This is a genomic window from Actimicrobium sp. GrIS 1.19, from assembly GCF_035984655.1.
Classification (GTDB): domain Bacteria; phylum Pseudomonadota; class Gammaproteobacteria; order Burkholderiales; family Burkholderiaceae_D; genus Actimicrobium.
Map to the genome: position 1 here is coordinate 47,456 of NZ_JAXCHT010000022.1, position 16,918 is coordinate 64,373.

The following is a 16,918-nucleotide window of genomic DNA, read 5'->3' on the forward strand; positions in this document are numbered from 1 at the left end:
AGCGGGCCCGCCTTGATGCGGGTCCGTGGCAGCGCGATACGTGGCTTTGCGCCGCCAGGTCGAGGCGCGGGCGAGGTCACGGTGCTCGCGCGAAGACAGTCTGATGGTGCCGCCGGTCGCGCTGGCGTGCAGGCTCCGGCAGGGCGTTGATTGATCGAGATGGTCAGCATGGCGCGTGATCCTGCAGATTCAGCGTGCGCCGCACCGAGGCATGATTGCGCAGCGCGGGACGATTGAGATGGCCACCGACATCGCGGTGGTGCCGGTTGAAGTAATTGACCCGGTGCGCAATCAGCCGCAGTTGCGCCAGCAGCTTTTCTGCAGTCAGGCCGGGCAGCGCCATTTTTTCGATCAGGACCACACTGTCCGTGGCGGCCGACACACTGAATGTGCTCTGGCGCGAGCGCATCATCAGGAAATTTTCCTTCAGCATCAGCGGATACAGGCGGGCTTGCTGCTCCAGTCCGAGAGGGCCGAAATCGGCGTAAATGAAGAGCGCATCCGGTCCTGCCTTGGGCTGCTGAGTGAGCGCGAACGTCACCCCCTCGAACTCGATGCCATCGCCGCGCAGAATATGCTGCGCCGAGGCAAATCCGGTCAGCGCACACAGCGCTTCGATCAGCTGTCTAAAGTCAACATGGCCCATACCGCTCAGCTCTCCGTTTGCCTTCACTCGCAATAGGTAACTGGCGGCCGATGCCGGTTCCGTTATCGCTGCCGATGTTTTGCATGGCCGTTGCGGAACTGCAAGGCGCGGGCGGCAACACATCGTCAAGCATAGTCACGGAGGGGTTGCATGAAACAACAGTTCGAAGCGCTGGTGCGCGCCTTTTGCGAAGCCGAGCAATTTGCCTGGCCGGACATTTTGATCGATGGCGAACCGGTCGAACTGGAGGGGGTGGAATTTTCATTCCTGTATGACGACGAGTTTGCCCCCGACGCGATGCATTTGCGGGTTGTTTTCGGCCCCGCGCCGCTCAAGGACGAGACCGCGATCTTCCAGATGTTGCTCAATGAAAATCACATCGGTTACCTCGGCGAGGGCCCCGGCTTTTGCGTCTCGCCGTCGACCGGCAACGTGCTGTACATGCTGAAGTTGCCATTGGATCAGACCACGCCAGAATTGCTCGCAGCGACGCTGGTGTATTTCACCGAGAAAGTCGCGGAATGGCGGCGCACCTATTTCCTGCCGCCACCGATGGCGCGGCGGCATCGGCTGCATTTTTCGTAGCAGCGGGCGGACGAAAAAAAGGCCCCTGTCTTCAGGAGCCTTTCGGGGGCATGCGAAGCGGGTCAGCGGCTACGCATCACCAGATGATCACCCGCTGCGCTGGCGGCAGATACATCTTGTCGCCTTCCTTCACATCAAACGCGCTGTAGAAGCCGGGTTGATTCGACACGGCGCCATTGGCCCGGTATTTGGCCGGCGAATGCGGATCGGTCTTAATCTGCACGATGGTTTGCGAATCGCGTGCCTTGGCGCGCCAGACCTGCGCCCAACCCAGATAGAGGCGTTGGTCGCCGGTCAGGCCATCGAGCACCGGCGGTGTCTTGCCGGCCAGCGACAGATGATAGGCCTTGTACGCAATGGCCAGTCCCGAGTTGTCGGCGATGTTCTCGCCGAGCGTCAGCGCGCCGTTGATGTTGTAGCCGGGCAGCGGCGAGTAGGCGTTGTACTGGTCGACCAGCATCTTGGTCTTGGCGGCAAACTTGACGTGGTCTTCCTTGGTCCACCAGTCGCGCAGATTGCCGTCGCCATCGTATTGCGCGCCCTGATCGTCAAAGCCGTAACTGATTTCATGGCCAATCACACCACCGATGCCACCGTAGTTGACGGCGTCGTCGGCATTCGCATCGAAGAACGGCGGCTGCAGGATCGCTGCCGGAAACACGATTTCGTTGAGCTCCGGATTGTAGTAAGCATTCACGGTTTGCGGTGTCATGCCCCACTCATCGCGATCGATCGGCTTGCCGAGCTTGTTGATCTCGAATTGATACGCAAAGGTGGATGCGCGCATGACATTGCCAACCAGGTCATCCTTGGCAATCACGACGCTGGAATAATCCTTCCACTTGTTCGGATAGCCGATCTTCGGCGTGAACTTGGCCAGCTTGATTTGCGCTTCCTTCTTGGTCTCCGGGCTCATCCAGTCAATCGTGTCGATGCTCTGGCGATAGGCCTCCAGCAAATTCTTCACCAGCGCTTCCATGTGGGCCTTGCGCTCCGGCGGGAAATGCTCGCTCACATAGACTTTGCCGAGTGCTTCGCCGAGCGCCGATTCAACCAGATGCACGCTGCGCTTCCAGCGTGGCTCGTCTTCCGGAACGCCGCGCAGGGCGGTGCTCTTGTAGGCGAAATTGGCGTCGACGTACGGCTTCGACAGCAGTCGTGCGTAGCTGCTGATGAGCTGCACTTCGAAGTATTTTTTCCAGACCGCCAGCGGCGCCTTCTGGTAAATCGCGTTGAAGCCCTTCAGATAGCTCGGCTGGCTGACGATGACGTAGTTCACCTTGCCGTCAATCCCGGCCTGGGTGCGCCAGCTGGTCCAGTCATATTTCGGCGTCAGCGCGTCGAGCTTGGCGAAGTCGAGCTTGTTGTAGGTCTTGACCGGATCGCGGTTCTCGACATTGGTCCACTGCACCTTGGCCAGATCGGTTTCGAGCGCGAGGACTTCCCGGGCGCCGGCATTGGCGGCCTTGTCGCCGGCCATGGCCAGCACTGTTGCGACAAATTCCTGGTACTTGGCGCGCGCTGCCGACAGCTTTGCGTCCTTTGGCTTGAGGTAGTAATCGCGATCCGGCAGGCCGAGTCCGGACTGGCTCAGGTCGACTACGTACTTGGTCGAATCCTTGGCATCCTGATGCACATTCGGCGCGTACGGCGTATTGACGCCAATCTGGTTCAGATGTGCAATCAGCGCCGGGATTTCCTTCTTGTCTTTCAGCGCCGCGATTTTCGCCAGTTCTGCCTCGAGTGGTTTCAGGCCCAGTTCATCGAGCTTTTTTTCATCCATGAAGCTGGCGTACAGGTCACCGATCTTGCGGCTTTCGGAATTGGCTGGCGCATTCGCATCCTTGGCGGCGTTCTCGATGATCGCCCGCAACTGCGGCAGGGTGTCGTCGCGCAGCTTGGCAAACGAGCCCCAGCTTGCCTTGTCGGCCGGGATCTCTGTGGTGGCCAGCCATTTGCCGCTGACGTAATTGAAGAAATCGTCCTGGGCGCGTACGCCCTTGTCCATATATTGCAGGTCGACGCCGGTTGCCAGTTGTGCTGGCTTCCCGCTCGACGGTACATCGGCCGCAACGGCGACGCCGGCGGCCATGCTCAGATAGAGCGCATTCACCCAATTACGATTCATCGACTTGTCCTTTTTGGTTTTTCCGGCCTGCGATCGGCAAGGCAGGATGAGAAATTTACCATAGCTGGAGATGGTCATGAAGAGGTCATCCATTTGCAGTACCGATTTGCCATTTTTTGGTTCAGAATAGGGCCTTTGTAAAATCCCGAGTCGCCACGCCACTGAATTCACTGCGGTGTCGCGCGCCAATGAACATGTTGAACCGGAGAGATCACCGCATGAAGAAGAACAGCAAATGGATTATCAAGGCCAGCCTGATCGCGGTCCTGTGCGCGACGGCGGGGTTTGCCAGCGCCGCCAAGACATTGGTGTTTTGTTCGGAAGGCAGCCCGGAAGGCTTCAATCCGCAATTCTTTACCACCGGCACCACGATGGACGCAACCTCGGTGCCGATGTTCAACCGGCTGGTTGAATTTGAAACAGGTACCACCAACGTCGTTCCTGGCCTGGCCGAATCCTGGGAAGTTGCGCCGGATGGCCTGAGCTACACCTTCAAGCTGCGCAAGGGCGTCAAGTTCCATACCACCGCCAAGTTCAAGCCGACGCGGGATATGAACGCCGACGACATCCTGTTCACCTACAACCGCATGGCCGATCCGCAGCATCCGTTCCACAAGAACACGCCTGGCACCACGTACGCCTATTTCGAAGACATGGGCATGAACAAGATCGTTGACCGTCTCGAAAAGGTCGATGCGATGACAGTGCGCTTCAAGCTGAAGCATCCGGAAGCGCCGTTCCTCGCCAATATGGCGATGGATTTCAATTCCGTGCAGTCGGCTGAATACGCCGACAAGATGAAAGCCGCCGGCACGCCGGAGGTAATCGACCGCGAGCCAGTCGGCACCGGTCCGTTCCAGTTCGTCTCGTACCAGAAAGATGCGGTGATCCGCTACAAGGCCTTCGACCAGCATTGGGGTGGTCGTCCCAAACTGGACAACCTGATTTACGCAATTACGCCGGACGCCTCGGTGCGCTACGCCAAGCTGAAGGCTGGCGAGTGCCAGGTGATGGCGTTCCCGAAGCCGGCTGACATCGCGTTGATGAAGGCCGATCCGGCGCTGACCTTGCTGACCAAGGAAGGCTTGAACATCGGCTATATCGCCTTCAACGTCGAGAAGAAGCCGTTCGACAACAAGCTGGTGCGGCAGGCGCTGACAATGGCAGTCGACAAGCAGACGATCCTGAAAACCGTGTTCCAGGGCGCCGGTCAGGCTGCCAAGAATCCGATTCCGCCGATGCTCTGGTCGTACAACGACAAGATCAAGGACTATGAATATGACCCGGTCAAGGCCAAGGCCCTGCTGACCAAGGCCGGCTATCCGAACGGCGCCGAGGTCGACCTGTGGTACCTGCCGGTGAGCCGCCCGTACAACCCGGACGGCAAACGCATGGCCGAGCTGATCCAGGCTGATTGGGCCAAGATCGGCGTCAAGGCCAAGCTGGTCACGTTCGAATGGGGCGAATACCGCAAGCGCAGCAAAACCGGCGAGCAGCACGCGATGATGTTTGGCTGGTCCGGCGACAATGGCGACCCGGATAACTTCTTCGGCCCATTGCTCGGTTGCGACGCAGTGGCCGGGGGCGGCAATGTCGCGCGCTGGTGCAACAAGGATTTCGAAGCACAACTCCAGAAAGCCAAGGGCACGCCGGTGCAGGCCGAGCGCGCCAAGTTCTACGAGCGGGCCCAGGAAATCGCCCACGAAGAAGCACCGCTGATCGAAATTGCCCACTCGGTGCGTTTCACGCCGGTGCGCAAGGAAGTCATCGGCTTCCAGATGGATGCGACCGCGCATCATTACTTCAACAAGGTCGATCTGGCCAAGTAAGCGGCGGGCCAATCGGGGTGGCGCACTCCGATTGGCGTTGTCAGCGTCAGTTTCGGCTATCATTGCGCGCTTTGCCGGATGGCGCTGATTCACAAGATCGGCTGCTTCTCACTTTTTGATCGAACGGGTACCCCATGTTTGGATTCCTCCTGCGCCGCGCAGGGCTGGTCATTCCGACCTTTCTCGGCATTACGCTCCTGGTGTTTTCGCTGATCCATCTGATTCCGGGCGATGCCGTCGAAGCGATGTCGGGCGAGCGCGGCATGGACGCGGCGCGCTACGCGCGTCTGCTGCACCAGTTCGGTCTCGACCGGCCGTTGTATGTGCAGTATTTTGACTATCTGTGGCACGTCCTGCAAGGTGATCTGGGGCGCTCGCTGACGACGCAGGAACCCGTTCTGCGCGAATTTCTGACCTTGTTTCCGGCCACGATCGAGCTGTCGTTGTGCGCCATGATGGTGGCCCTGGTGGTTGGACTGCCGGCCGGCATGCTGGCCTCATTGAAGCGCAACACCGTGCTGGATTACTCGGTGATGGGTGTCTCGCTGACCGGCTATTCAATGCCGGTGTTCTGGTGGGCGCTGCTGCTGATCATGCTGTTTTCGGTGACGCTGGGCTGGACCCCGGTGTCGGGTCGCATCGATATCCTGTTTGATCTGCCGCCGGTGACCGGCTTCATGCTGATCGACAGCCTGCTGTCGGGCGAGCCGGGCGCGTTCAAGTCGGCGGTCTCGCATCTGGTTCTGCCGGCGATTGCGCTGGGCACGATTCCACTGGCCGTGGTGGCGCGCATGACGCGCTCGGCCATGCTTGAAGTGCTGCGCGAGGACTATGTCCGCACCGCGCGCGCGAAAGGGTTGTCGCGCTGGCGCGTGGTCGGCGTGCATGCGTTGCGCAATGCGCTCATTCCGGTGATCACCGTGATCGGGTTGCAAGTCGGCACGCTGCTGGCGGGCGCGATTCTGACCGAGACCATTTTCTCCTGGCCCGGCATCGGCAAGTGGCTGGTCGAAGCGATCCGGCGGCGCGATTATCCGGTGGTGCAGGGCGGCATCCTGCTGTCCGCCACGATCATCATCATGGTCAATCTGATCGTCGACGTCCTGTACGGCGTCATCAATCCACGTATCCGGCATAGCTCATGAGCGCAATCCTGACCCCGTCGACGGCGCAGACGCCGCCCCATCCTGCCCGCGAACTGTGGAACTACTTCAGCCAGAATCGTGGCGCAGTCATCGGCCTGGTGATCGTGATCGTGCTGGTCGTGCTGGCGTTGTCGGCCGATTTCATCGCGCCGTATTCACCGATCGAGCAGTACCGCGATGCGACGCTGGTGCCGCCAATGTGGCAGGCCGGCGGCAGCAGCAAATTCATTCTCGGCACCGATCCGGTCGGACGCGACATGCTGTCGCGCCTGATTCATGGCACCCGGCTGTCGCTCGTGATCGGACTGGTGTCGGTCAGCCTGTCGCTGACCATCGGCGTGGTGCTGGGCCTGATCGCCGGTTATTTCCGCGGCGTGGTCGAAGTCGCGCTGATGCGCCTGATGGACATCATGCTGGCGCTGCCGAGCCTGCTGCTGGCGGTGGCCGTGGTCGCCATTCTCGGCCCTGGCCTGATGAATGCAATGTATGCGATTGCCATCGTGATGCTGCCGCATTACGCGCGCCAGACGCGCGCGGCGGTGATCGGCGAGATGTCGAAGGATTATGTGAATGCGTCGCGCATTGCCGGCGCCGGTACCGTGCGGCTGATGTTCAACTGCATCCTGCCCAATTGCGCCGCACCGCTGATCGTGCAGGCCACGCTGGGCTTTTCCAGCGCAATTCTGGACGCCGCTGCGCTGGGCTTTCTGGGCCTCGGCGCGCAACCGCCGACACCGGAGTGGGGCTCGATGCTGGCCAGTGCGCTGGAATTCATCCAGAGCGCCTGGTGGGTGGTGACCTTTCCGGGCCTGGCGATTCTGGTATCGGTGCTGGCATTTAATTTGATGGGCGATGGTTTGCGTGATGCGCTCGATCCGAAACTGAAACGGTAACCGTCATGGCGCTGCTTGATATCAAGAATCTGCGGGTCGAATTCGGCTCCGAGAAATCCCCGTTCACCGCCGTTGACGGCCTCGACCTGTGCATCGAACAGGGCGAGGTGGTTGGCATCGTCGGCGAATCCGGTTCAGGCAAGAGCGTGACCTCGCTGGCGCTGATGGGACTGATCGATTATCCGGGCCGGGTCAAGGCCGAGCGCATGGCTTTCGACGGCCGCGACCTGCTGACCATGCCTGAGCGCGAGCGTCGCAATCTGCTCGGCAAGGACATCGCGATGATCTTCCAGGATCCGATGGCCAGCCTGAACCCGTGTTTCACGGTGGCCTACCAATTGATGGAAACGCTCAACGTGCACCAGGGCGGCAGCAAGGCCGAATTGCGCGCACGCGCACTGACGCTGTTGAAGCAGGTCGATATTCCCGACCCGGAGCGCCGCCTGGATGCGTATCCGCATCAACTGTCCGGCGGCATGAGCCAGCGCGTGATGGTGGCGATGGCGATTGCCTGCAATCCGCGTTTGCTGATCGCCGATGAGCCGACCACGGCACTGGACGTGACCGTGCAGGCGCAGATGCTGGAGTTGCTGCTGCAATTGCAGCGCGAGCGCGGCATGGCGCTGATGCTGATCACGCATGACCTGTCGGTGATCGCGCAAACCGCGCAACGCGTGGTGGTGATGTATGCCGGACAGGTGGTCGAGACCGGCCGCGTACCGGATATTTTCAATGCGCCGCAGCATCCCTACACGCAGGCCCTGCTGGCCGCGCTGCCTGAACACAATATCGGCAAGGCGCGTTTGCAAACCATCCCGGGGGTGGTGCCGGGCCAGTACGATCGTCCGACCGGCTGTCTGCTCAGCCCGCGCTGCATGTATGCGACGGAACGGTGCCACCGTGAACGTCCTGCGCTCAGCGGTCCCGGCGCGGTGCAGGTGCGTTGCCATTTCCCGCTCGACACAGCCGGTGTCCCGACCAACAATTGGCAAAAGGCTGCCTGATGACGACTCCGACGGTTCTGCTCGAAGCGAAAAATCTCTCCAAACATTACGCCGTCTCGCAGGGCTTTCTGAAACCGAAGGCCTCGGCGCGCGCGCTCGATGGCGTCTCGTTCATCCTCACCGCCGGCAAAACGCTGGCCGTGGTGGGCGAATCCGGTTGCGGCAAGTCAACGCTGGCGCGGCAGATCACCATGATCGAACCGCCTACCGGAGGCGCCTTGTGGATGGGTGGCGTCAATATCGCCGAGGCTGACCGCGCCACATTGAAACGGGTGCGTCCGCTGGTGCAGATGGTGTTCCAGAATCCGTATGCGAGCCTGAATCCGCGCAAGAAGATTGGTGCGATGCTGGAAGAGCCGCTCGAAATCAACCGCGATCTGAGCAAGGCCGAACGGCGCGACAAGGCGCTGGCGATGATGCAGCAGGTTGGCTTGCGGCCGGAGCATTACGGCCGCTATCCGCACATGTTTTCGGGCGGACAGCGTCAGCGCATTGCCATCGCGCGCGCGCTCATGCTGGACCCGACCGTGATCGTGGCCGACGAACCGGTGTCGGCACTGGATGTGTCGATCCAGGCACAGGTGCTCAATTTGTTGATGGATATCCAGCAAGCCAGCGGCGTGGCCTACCTGTTTATTTCGCACAATCTGGCGGTGGTGGAGCACATCGCCGATGAGGTGATGGTGATGTATCTGGGCAAGGCAGTCGAGCACGGTGGCAAGGCGGAACTGTTTTCCCGGCCGCTGCACCCGTACACCAAAGCTTTGCTGGCAAGCACACCGCGCATCGATCCGTCCCAACGCCAGGAAAAAATCATGTTGCCTGGCGAGTTGCCGTCACCGCTGGCACCGCCACCGGGATGCGCCTTCAATACGCGTTGTCCGTTTGCAGTCGAGCGCTGCCGGATTGAGGTGCCGCAGCTGGAGCCCATCGAGGGGCGGTTGGTGGCATGCCACCGGGTGGCGGAGATCAACTGATCCGGGAGGGCGACAATTCCGGCTGTCAGTTTCCCCGTCGCAGCGAGCCTGCTGCATCGTCGTGCAATTTCACCCCTTTGCGTTAACGCTGTCGGTCAGCTGCCAAACTGATCGTCTGCTTCCGTTTTCTTTTCCCGTGCTTCTTCGATCATGCGGCGATCCTTGATCCGTTTCCGGATGATGGTCGCATGCTGTTCAGCAGTCATCGGCGGTGCAGTCATCAACTCTTTAAGAAGTGCTGTGTTGCTGTAGTTGTTCTTATTGAGATTGTTCAATTAAGAAACTCCATTGAAAGTCGATCTCCAAGAAAATTGCCCGCGACATTGCCCTGCGGGTTTTGCCTTCAGTAACGCGCCCGACCGGACTCGAAGGCATGGAATTGCAAGCGCGCCGACCCATTTTGCCACAAAGCGCCGGCACCACCCCCGGCCAATGCCGTTGGCTTCTGATCGGTCGCAGTATTTCATCGCGGATTTTTTGTTTCTTTGTGGATCTGCCGGGACCGCGCACGAACCTGTCGCGCTGCAGTGCCGCATTTCTGATGCGGGCCGCCAGGCGAGGACACTGCGCGCAAAACCGGCGCTCCAAATGCTGCGACGCACCCAATCGATTCTGCAATTACTTCGACACTGTTTCGTCCAGGTCAATTTTCGCCCCCTATCGGTCTGATGCGAAATGCGCAATACTCAGTGCGCCGATGGCGTCCCCGGTATCGCAACGCTGACGCCAGACTGCATTTCCGGTCCGGCGTGGCGGCTTCTGCCGCCATCATCATCACAAGACTTTTTGGAGAATCTCATGAACGAAGTCGTCATCGTTGCAGCCCTCAGAACCGCAGTTGGAAAGTTCGGTGGCACGCTGGCAAAAATTTCCGCTGTCGATCTCGGCGCCCACGTCATCAAGGGTTTGCTCGCCCAAACAGGGATCGATCCGAAGCTGGTCAGTGAAGTCATCATGGGCCAGGTACTTACCGCCGGGTGCGGCCAGAATCCGGCACGCCAGGCATTGATTCACGCCGGGCTGCCAGACATGGTCCCCGGCATGACCATCGGCAAGGTGTGCGGTAGCGGGCTGAAAGCGACCCACCTTGCCGCCCAGGCAATTCGTTGCGGCGACGCCGATATCATCATTGCCGGCGGCCAGGAAAGCATGAGCGCGTCGCCGCATGTCCTCAACGGATCGCGTGATGGTTTCCGCATGGGCGACGCCAAGCTGGTCGACACCATGATCGTCGACGGCCTGTGGGACGCCTTCAATCACTATCACATGGGCACCACCGCCGAGAACGTCGCCAGCAAGTACGACATCTCGCGCGCTGAACAGGACGCCTTCGCGGTGGCGTCGCAGAACAAGGCCGAAGCGGCGCAGAAAGCCGGCAAGTTCAAGGACGAAATCCTGCCGCTTGAAATAGCGCAGAAAAAGGGATCGATCGTGTTCGACGCTGATGAATACATCAAGCCGGGCACCACCATCGAATCGTTGTCCGGCTTGCGTCCGGCATTCGCCAAGGATGGCACCGTGACGGCGGGCAATGCCTCCGGACTCAATGATGGCGCCGCTGCCGTGATGATGATGTCGGCTGCCAAGGCGGAACAATTGGGCCTGAAGCCACTGGCGCGCATCAAGGCGTATTCATCGGCCGGACTCGATCCGAGCATCATGGGGATGGGCCCGGTGCCGGCCGCGCAATTGTGTTTGAAGAAGGCCGGTTGGACCCACCAGGATCTGGATCTGCTCGAAATTAATGAAGCCTTTGCCGCCCAGGCCATCGCTGTCAACAAGCAGATGGGCTGGGATACCAGCAAGATCAACGTCAATGGCGGTGCGATCGCACTGGGCCATCCGATTGGTGCATCAGGTTGCCGCATTCTGGTGACGCTGATTCATGAAATGATCCGGCGCGATGCCCGGCGCGGCCTGGCCAGTTTGTGTATCGGCGGCGGCATGGGCGTGGCATTGGCAATTGAGCGTTAAAGGGTCGGCACAGACCCGCACACGGAGAGTTTTCAATCACTTATCGAGGAGACAGACATGGCACGAGTAGCATTGGTAACAGGCGGAATGGGCGGCTTGGGCGAGGCAGTCTGCATCAAACTTGCCGCCCTCGGCTATCAGGTGGTCACGACGTATTCGCCTGGCAACACCAAATCCAATGAATGGCTGGCCGAGATGGACCGGCTTGGCTACAAATTTCGCGCCTATCCCTGTGACGTGGCAGATTACGATTCCGCAGCGCAGTGCGCCGCGGCAATCGAAAGCGAAGTGGGACCGATCGATGTGCTGGTCAACAATGCCGGGATTACCCGTGACATGACCTTCAAGAAAATGGACAAGCCGAACTGGGATGCGGTCATCGGCACGAATCTGGATTCGGTGTTCAACATGACCAAGCCGGTGTGCGATGGCATGGTCGAGCGCGGTTGGGGCCGGATCATCAACATTTCGTCGGTCAACGGCCAGAAGGGCGCGTTCGGGCAAACCAATTATTCGGCCGCCAAAGCCGGCATGCACGGTTTCACCAAGGCGCTCGCGCTGGAGGTGGCCCGCAAGGGCGTGACCGTCAACACGATTTCCCCCGGCTATATCGGGACCAAGATGGTGATGGCGATTCCGCAGGAAGTGCTGGACTCGAAGATCATTCCGCAGATTCCGATGGCACGTCTGGGCAAGCCGGAGGAGGTTGCAGGTCTGGTCGCGTATCTTGCGTCGGATGAAGCAGCGTTCCTGACCGGTGCCAACATTGCCATCAACGGCGGACAGCATATGTCCTGATCAGGGGTTCGGTTCAAGGTGTTCGGCGTCGCACTGCAAACAGTGCGGCGCTTTTTTTTGTCACGCCGCGGTCTGACGGTCGACCAGCGCCTGCAATTGTTCAACCAGCTTTGGCATCGCTGTAAAGCCCGAGGTAACCATGTCGAGCGCACCATCGCGTTCCAGCACCAGCGTCGGAAAGCCTGTGATATTCCAGTGCCGGGTCTGGGCAAAGTCGGCATGGGTTGCCTGTTTGATCTCGTCGGACTCCCACAATGCCGCGAACGCGGCGGCGTCGATCGGCGCCCCGGCGGCGTCGATCGGCGCCCCGGCGGCGGTGAGTGCCTTGCTGCACACCTCGGCCAGGACTTCGGCGCGCGTCACATCGCGGCCATCGACATAAAACGCCTGCTGAATTGCCTGGAACACCGCCATCGTTGCATCCGGCGCCCACTGGCGTGCAGCAACCACGGCGCGACACGCCGGCTCCGTGTTGTAGATGAAATTCTCCTGCATCACCGTCTGGTCGGAAAAGGCCAGGCCACTGGCATCATGGACTTTTTGCCAATGTGCCATCAGCTCGGTGCGCATCACCTCATCCATCACCGCATCGTTATAGGCGCGCAGACCGCCGAGCACGATCTCGACCCGCAGGCCCGGCAATCCGTCCAGCAGCGCCGACAACTCCGGTCCGAAGCCATAGCACCAGGAACACATTGGATCGGCAATGTAAATGAGCTTGGTCATTGGTGTGCGCTTTCAAAAAAGATGGGTGGGCAAAGTGTAAGGGATCGCGCACGGCGTCGCATCAGGTTTCGATGTGAATTGAAGCGATGCGGCCCGGGGCGCCTTTGCGGAAGTAAGTGAATGTCTTCGGCATTGATCGTCGGGCGTTGAATGGACTAGTATCGAAGCACCTGAAATCAGTCTGCAATCGGGTGTAAGGAAATCGACGCCTCGCATGACTGAAGATCAGTTTCACCGGCACCCAGTGCTTTTTCAATCCACCTTTCAAGGAAATCATCATGAATTCACGTCAAGCCATGCTCGCCGCCGCCCTGTCCGCTGTTTGCCTCGGTGGCATTTCCACTGCGCACGCAGCCGATGACAAGGAAAAATGTTTTGGTATCGCCAAGGCCGGCCAGAATGATTGCGCATCGACCACCGGCGCGCACTCCTGCGCTGGTCAAGGCAAGAAAGACATGGATGCAAGCGAATGGAAATATGTTGCCAAGGGCACCTGCGAAAAGCTCGGCGGCAAAACCGCAGCGCCGAAGTAATCCGCAGCACGCAATCGCATCAACGCGGACCCGCCTTGACCATGATCGCCATTCCAGCACAGCGTCCTGCATCCCGGACACTGGGTTTCGGGGTCGGCTTGCGGGCCGCGCACTATCGGGAATTCCTTGAGCAGCGGCCGAAGGTCGACTGGCTTGAAGTTCATACCGAAAATTATTTTGAGGCAGGCGGCTGGGATGCGCATGTGCTGGAACAACTCCGGCACGCGTACCCGATCAGTCTGCACGGAGTGGGTCTGGGAATCGGATCGGCGCACGGATTTTCGGAGGCGCATCTGGCACGTGTCTGCGACACGGTGCGGCGGGTTGAGCCGGCGTTGATCTCCGAACATTTGTGCTGGGGAGCCGTGCATGACCGGCACCTCAACGATCTGTTGCCGATGCCACTGACGCAGGAAGCACTGCTGCTGGTCGCCCATCGGGTTGACCGCGTGCAGCAAGCGCTGGGACGGCAACTACTGATCGAAAACGTATCAACCTATTTGCGCTTTGCCGCCGATGCCATGAGCGAGGCGGAATTTCTCGCTGCGCTGGCAGCCCGCACCGGGTGCGGCATTCTGCTTGATATCAACAACCTGTACGTCAATTTGCGGAACCATGGCGAGGATCCGCTGGCGGCGCTGCAGGCACTGCCGCCAGGCTGCGTCGGTGAGATGCATCTGGCCGGACACCTGGTCACCGCCGATGCGGTCATCGACAATCATGGGGCGGTAGTCGCCCCCGCGGTGTGGCTGCTGTACGAACAGGCGCTGCGGCGTTTCGGACCCGTGTCGACGCTGATCGAGTGGGATACCGATATTCCTGAACTGGCCGTGTTGCTGGCAGAAGCGCAGCACGCCCGCGACATCGCCGCGCGTGTCGCAATGGAGGCGCCCGCAGCCGCCCTGGCCGATGCCCAGGCAGGCATGGCGAACGCCTTGTTTGACCTGTCAGCGCAGACTGACGTCTTGCCCATGTTCAAAGGCGACCAGGCACTCGCGGCGCAACGCCTGGCCCTGTATCGCGGCAATCTCGGAGCAACCTGGGACAAGACATTGAGCGGCGCCTATCCTGTCATCCAGGCGTTGGTCGGCGAGGAATTTTTTGCCGCGCTGGCGCGTGCCTTCGGCATGGCGCATCCGTCAACAGACGGCGATCTGAATCGGTACGGCGAGCGGTTTGCAGATTTTCTGGCCAGCTTCCGTCATGTTGCCGAGTATCCGTACTTCCCGGATGTCGCCCGTTGCGAGTGGGCGCTGCATCGCGCCCATCATGAAGCCGGTGCGGCGCCGCTGGTTTCCGCGGAGCTGGCATCGTTGACGCCGGAACAGTTCGATCAGGTTCGCTTCACCATCCATCCGGCCTGCACCTTGATCGCGTCCGAATGGGCCGTCGTGGACATATGGCTTGCCCATCAAACCGGAGAAGACGCGGCGATGCCGGAATTACTCGCGCAGAACAACTATGCCGTCACCGTGCGCCCGCAATGGCAGGCGACATTGTTGCCGCTGAGTCGTGGCGCCCATACGGCGCTACAGCATGTGCAGCAGGGCGCGACCCTCGGTGATGCGCTCGATGCGGCGCTTGCGGTCGAGTCGGAGTTCGATCCGGGAAAATGGCTGCAACAATGGATCAGGCATGGCGTGCTGGTCGCAATGGAAGTGTGATCTTCCTCTCCTTTACATGACAATCATCCGATGCATACTTTCTTGCGGCTACACCATGGCGTTTCACGCTTCGACAAACAAATCGATCACATCGCCGGTTCGCTGCTGGTGCTGGCGATCCGACTCTTTGTGGGCTGGCAGTTTTTCAAGGCGGGATTGGTCAAGGTAGGTGACTGGAGCGCGACGTTGTCGCTGTTCCGCGATGAATATCACGTTCCCGTGTTGCCGCCGGAATTTGCTGCGGCAATGGGGGCAGGCGGTGAGTTGCTACTGCCGCTGTTGCTGGCCGTCGGCCTGTTTTCCAGACCGGCCACCATTGGTCTGTTCGTGGTCAATCTGATGGCGGTGATTTCGTATCCGCAGCTTTTCATGTTCGAATGCCCGGCAGCGATCAACGACCACTTTTATTGGGGCCTGCTGTTGCTGGTGATTGCGGCGTTTGGACCGGGCCGCGCCTCGCTTGATGCAATGCTGAAAAGCCCGTCCGGCAAGGTCTGACAAGGCGCTGCGGCGCCTTGCCGGACTTGCGCCCTACGACCTGACCCACGACGTTAACCGTGGTTGCGATGAAGTGCGGAATTCAATATTGGTGATGCCGATCGAGCCGGCCGGCCCGCTCAGAAAGCCGAGCCCGGGCTTGACCGGAAACAGGAAATTGTCGCGCAGGAAAATATCGGTGTGACAGTTCGAACTGGCGTTGTACAACTGGGCCTTGATTTCCTGCCAGACGCCTTCGCTGACCCAGCCGTACAGGAACAACTGATTTGGATACAACGCACTGTCCGAATCCAGGTAGCCTTTCTGTCCGGGTTGCAGCGAGGGATGCGGTGGCGGCCTGTCGCCGATGAACAGGTCGATCCATCCTTCGCTGATCGAGTAGGCCTGTTCGGCCTCGTAACTGGATGGCTTGAGCAGCAACTGCCATTTGCAACTGAATTCGGCGCGCTTTTCGAGACCGAATTTGTCGGTCCACATCGACTGGCCATCACTGACCGTCAGCTGGGTACGAATCACCTGGCCAATCAACGAGGGTTCGAGCGCACGGACCTCATCGAGGTTTTCGTGCAGATTCCAGAACAGCCATTTGGTGCGCTCATTGTCAGACATGTCGACCAGGTCCGACACCGGTCGCTGGCCATAGGGCTCGATCGCCTTCATCACTTCCCTGCGAACGCGTTCATTGACTTCTTCGAGATCGGTACTTGGTCTTCTTGCTGACTCGTGGTCCATCGTTGGCTCCGAAGAATGTGACAGGTGACTACACATTTTAGGAGACATTTTGCAAATCACAAAGGTTGTGCTGCGGAGAGAATCCGATCTTGTTGACGCTACTTCATGTCAGGTCGTTGAGTTGACTTGCCAGCAGCCGTGCACGTTCGCGTCCAGCCGGACTCAGGGTGATGTGCAAACTGCCGCTGTGCACGAACAGCTCCTTTTCACGTTTTAACGTCGCCGAAAAATTGTTCGAGTCGTGGCATGCCTGCTCCTTGCAAACGGAACGAATCGTGTCGAGCGTCGTGTGTTCGGTTCCCATCAAGGCATTGGCGTGGGCCACCAGCAGCGCCGCATTGACCGTCTTGTTGGCCTTGTTGTTGCCCGGAAGCTCCTTCAGCAAACGCAGCTTGCCTTTGGATTGGGTGTACAGGTTGGAGAACCCCTCCAGGGCCTGCGGCACCGGTACCGACGGGCTCGATCCGGCTGGCGGTTTGCTTTCCGGCGCATTGCGCCAATTGGCGTTGGAGGCAATGACCTGGCTGATGACGACCTTGAGTCGCGCTAACTGATCCGCAACAAAGACTTCGCTTCCTTCAATTTCGACAATGCCCTCGCGCGCCGAAACGACGACGCGCGCCTTGCTTGAAGATGAGATGGCATCCTCTTCGCCGGCTTTGATATTCATGAATGCTCCACCGAAAAAATATTGATGTTGACCGCCCGGACCTTGAACGTGACGCCGGATGGACACGGTTTCCATGCTGCGTTTGCGCCGCGGGTTTTGTTCGCACGAACACCGCA

The 16,918-nt window shown here is 59.8% G+C and carries 17 protein-coding genes; 11 read left to right on the top strand and 6 right to left on the bottom strand.

The window, feature by feature from the left end; genetic code table 11:
* Window positions 1-163 precede the first annotated feature (163 nt).
* Window positions 164-646: a CesT family type III secretion system chaperone gene (locus tag RCH09_RS15080; RefSeq protein ID WP_326941941.1), complete on the bottom strand. Its 483-nt coding sequence runs from the start codon at window positions 644-646 to the stop codon at window positions 164-166.
* A gap of 150 nt (window positions 647-796) precedes the next feature.
* Here RCH09_RS15080 and RCH09_RS15085 point away from each other — a divergent pair, with 150 nt between their 5' ends.
* Window positions 797-1,231, top strand: coding sequence for a CesT family type III secretion system chaperone (locus RCH09_RS15085; protein ID WP_326941942.1), 435 nt, complete (start codon window positions 797-799; stop codon window positions 1,229-1,231).
* A gap of 76 nt (window positions 1,232-1,307) precedes the next feature.
* Here the strand turns inward: RCH09_RS15085 and RCH09_RS15090 are convergent, their stop codons facing one another.
* The gene (locus tag RCH09_RS15090; protein ID WP_326941943.1) at window positions 1,308-3,359 is read right to left on the bottom strand and encodes a M13 family metallopeptidase; all 2,052 of its coding nucleotides are present in this window, start codon (window positions 3,357-3,359) and stop codon (window positions 1,308-1,310) included.
* Window positions 3,360-3,577: 218 nt separating this feature from the next.
* Here RCH09_RS15090 and RCH09_RS15095 point away from each other — a divergent pair, with 218 nt between their 5' ends.
* From RCH09_RS15095 to RCH09_RS15115, 5 genes are all read left to right on the top strand, one after another.
* A complete protein-coding gene (locus tag RCH09_RS15095) occupies window positions 3,578-5,188 on the top strand; it encodes an ABC transporter substrate-binding protein (RefSeq protein ID WP_326941944.1) in 1,611 nt (536 codons plus the stop codon).
* Between the two features lie 134 nt (window positions 5,189-5,322).
* A complete protein-coding gene (locus tag RCH09_RS15100; protein WP_326941945.1) occupies window positions 5,323-6,333 on the top strand; it encodes an ABC transporter permease subunit in 1,011 nt (336 codons plus the stop codon).
* A complete protein-coding gene (locus RCH09_RS15105) occupies window positions 6,330-7,226 on the top strand; it encodes an ABC transporter permease subunit (protein WP_326941946.1) in 897 nt (298 codons plus the stop codon). Before RCH09_RS15100 ends, RCH09_RS15105 begins: the two co-directional genes overlap by 4 nt.
* A gap of 5 nt (window positions 7,227-7,231) precedes the next feature.
* Window positions 7,232-8,230 carry a dipeptide ABC transporter ATP-binding protein gene (gene dppD / locus RCH09_RS15110; RefSeq protein ID WP_326941947.1) on the top strand — a complete coding sequence of 333 codons (999 nt, stop codon included), beginning with the start codon at window positions 7,232-7,234 and terminating at the stop codon, window positions 8,228-8,230.
* Complete coding sequence (locus tag RCH09_RS15115) at window positions 8,230-9,207, top strand: peptide ABC transporter ATP-binding protein (RefSeq protein WP_326941948.1); 978 nt, start codon at window positions 8,230-8,232, stop codon at window positions 9,205-9,207. The genes dppD and RCH09_RS15115 overlap by 1 nt, the downstream gene beginning before the upstream one ends.
* A 95-nt stretch (window positions 9,208-9,302) precedes the next feature.
* On the opposite strand, the gene RCH09_RS15120 is transcribed toward RCH09_RS15115, so the two are convergent.
* Window positions 9,303-9,482, bottom strand: coding sequence for a hypothetical protein (locus RCH09_RS15120; protein WP_326941949.1), 180 nt, complete (start codon window positions 9,480-9,482; stop codon window positions 9,303-9,305).
* Between the two features lie 523 nt (window positions 9,483-10,005).
* On the opposite strand from RCH09_RS15120, the gene RCH09_RS15125 reads away from it, so the two are divergent.
* Window positions 10,006-11,181 (top strand): acetyl-CoA C-acetyltransferase, encoded by a 1,176-nt coding sequence (locus RCH09_RS15125; RefSeq protein WP_326941950.1) that lies wholly within the window; start codon window positions 10,006-10,008, stop codon window positions 11,179-11,181.
* Between the two features lie 57 nt (window positions 11,182-11,238).
* Complete coding sequence (gene phbB, locus RCH09_RS15130; protein ID WP_326941951.1) at window positions 11,239-11,979, top strand: acetoacetyl-CoA reductase; 741 nt, start codon at window positions 11,239-11,241, stop codon at window positions 11,977-11,979.
* 60 nt (window positions 11,980-12,039) lie between these two features.
* Here the strand turns inward: phbB and RCH09_RS15135 are convergent, their stop codons facing one another.
* The gene (locus tag RCH09_RS15135) at window positions 12,040-12,705 is read right to left on the bottom strand and encodes a DsbA family protein (RefSeq protein WP_326941952.1); all 666 of its coding nucleotides are present in this window, start codon (window positions 12,703-12,705) and stop codon (window positions 12,040-12,042) included.
* A 278-nt stretch (window positions 12,706-12,983) separates the two neighbouring features.
* Here RCH09_RS15135 and RCH09_RS15140 point away from each other — a divergent pair, with 278 nt between their 5' ends.
* From RCH09_RS15140 to RCH09_RS15150, 3 genes are read left to right on the top strand one after another with little or no spacing between them, the layout of a single operon-like run.
* Window positions 12,984-13,238: a BufA1 family periplasmic bufferin-type metallophore gene (locus tag RCH09_RS15140; RefSeq protein WP_326941953.1), complete on the top strand. Its 255-nt coding sequence runs from the start codon at window positions 12,984-12,986 to the stop codon at window positions 13,236-13,238.
* Window positions 13,239-13,279: 41 nt separating this feature from the next.
* Window positions 13,280-14,902, top strand: a complete 1,623-nt coding sequence (gene bufB / locus RCH09_RS15145; RefSeq protein ID WP_326941982.1) for an MNIO family bufferin maturase — start codon at window positions 13,280-13,282, stop codon at window positions 14,900-14,902.
* 30 nt (window positions 14,903-14,932) lie between these two features.
* Window positions 14,933-15,400: a DoxX family protein gene (locus RCH09_RS15150; RefSeq protein WP_326941954.1), complete on the top strand. Its 468-nt coding sequence runs from the start codon at window positions 14,933-14,935 to the stop codon at window positions 15,398-15,400.
* A gap of 33 nt (window positions 15,401-15,433) precedes the next feature.
* Here RCH09_RS15150 and RCH09_RS15155 read toward each other — a convergent pair whose 3' ends face one another.
* Both RCH09_RS15155 and RCH09_RS15160 read right to left on the bottom strand, forming a co-directional pair.
* Window positions 15,434-16,132: a hypothetical protein gene (locus tag RCH09_RS15155; protein ID WP_326941955.1), complete on the bottom strand. Its 699-nt coding sequence runs from the start codon at window positions 16,130-16,132 to the stop codon at window positions 15,434-15,436.
* 103 nt (window positions 16,133-16,235) lie between these two features.
* Window positions 16,236-16,802, bottom strand: coding sequence for a hypothetical protein (locus tag RCH09_RS15160; protein ID WP_326941956.1), 567 nt, complete (start codon window positions 16,800-16,802; stop codon window positions 16,236-16,238).
* Window positions 16,803-16,918 lie beyond the last annotated feature (116 nt).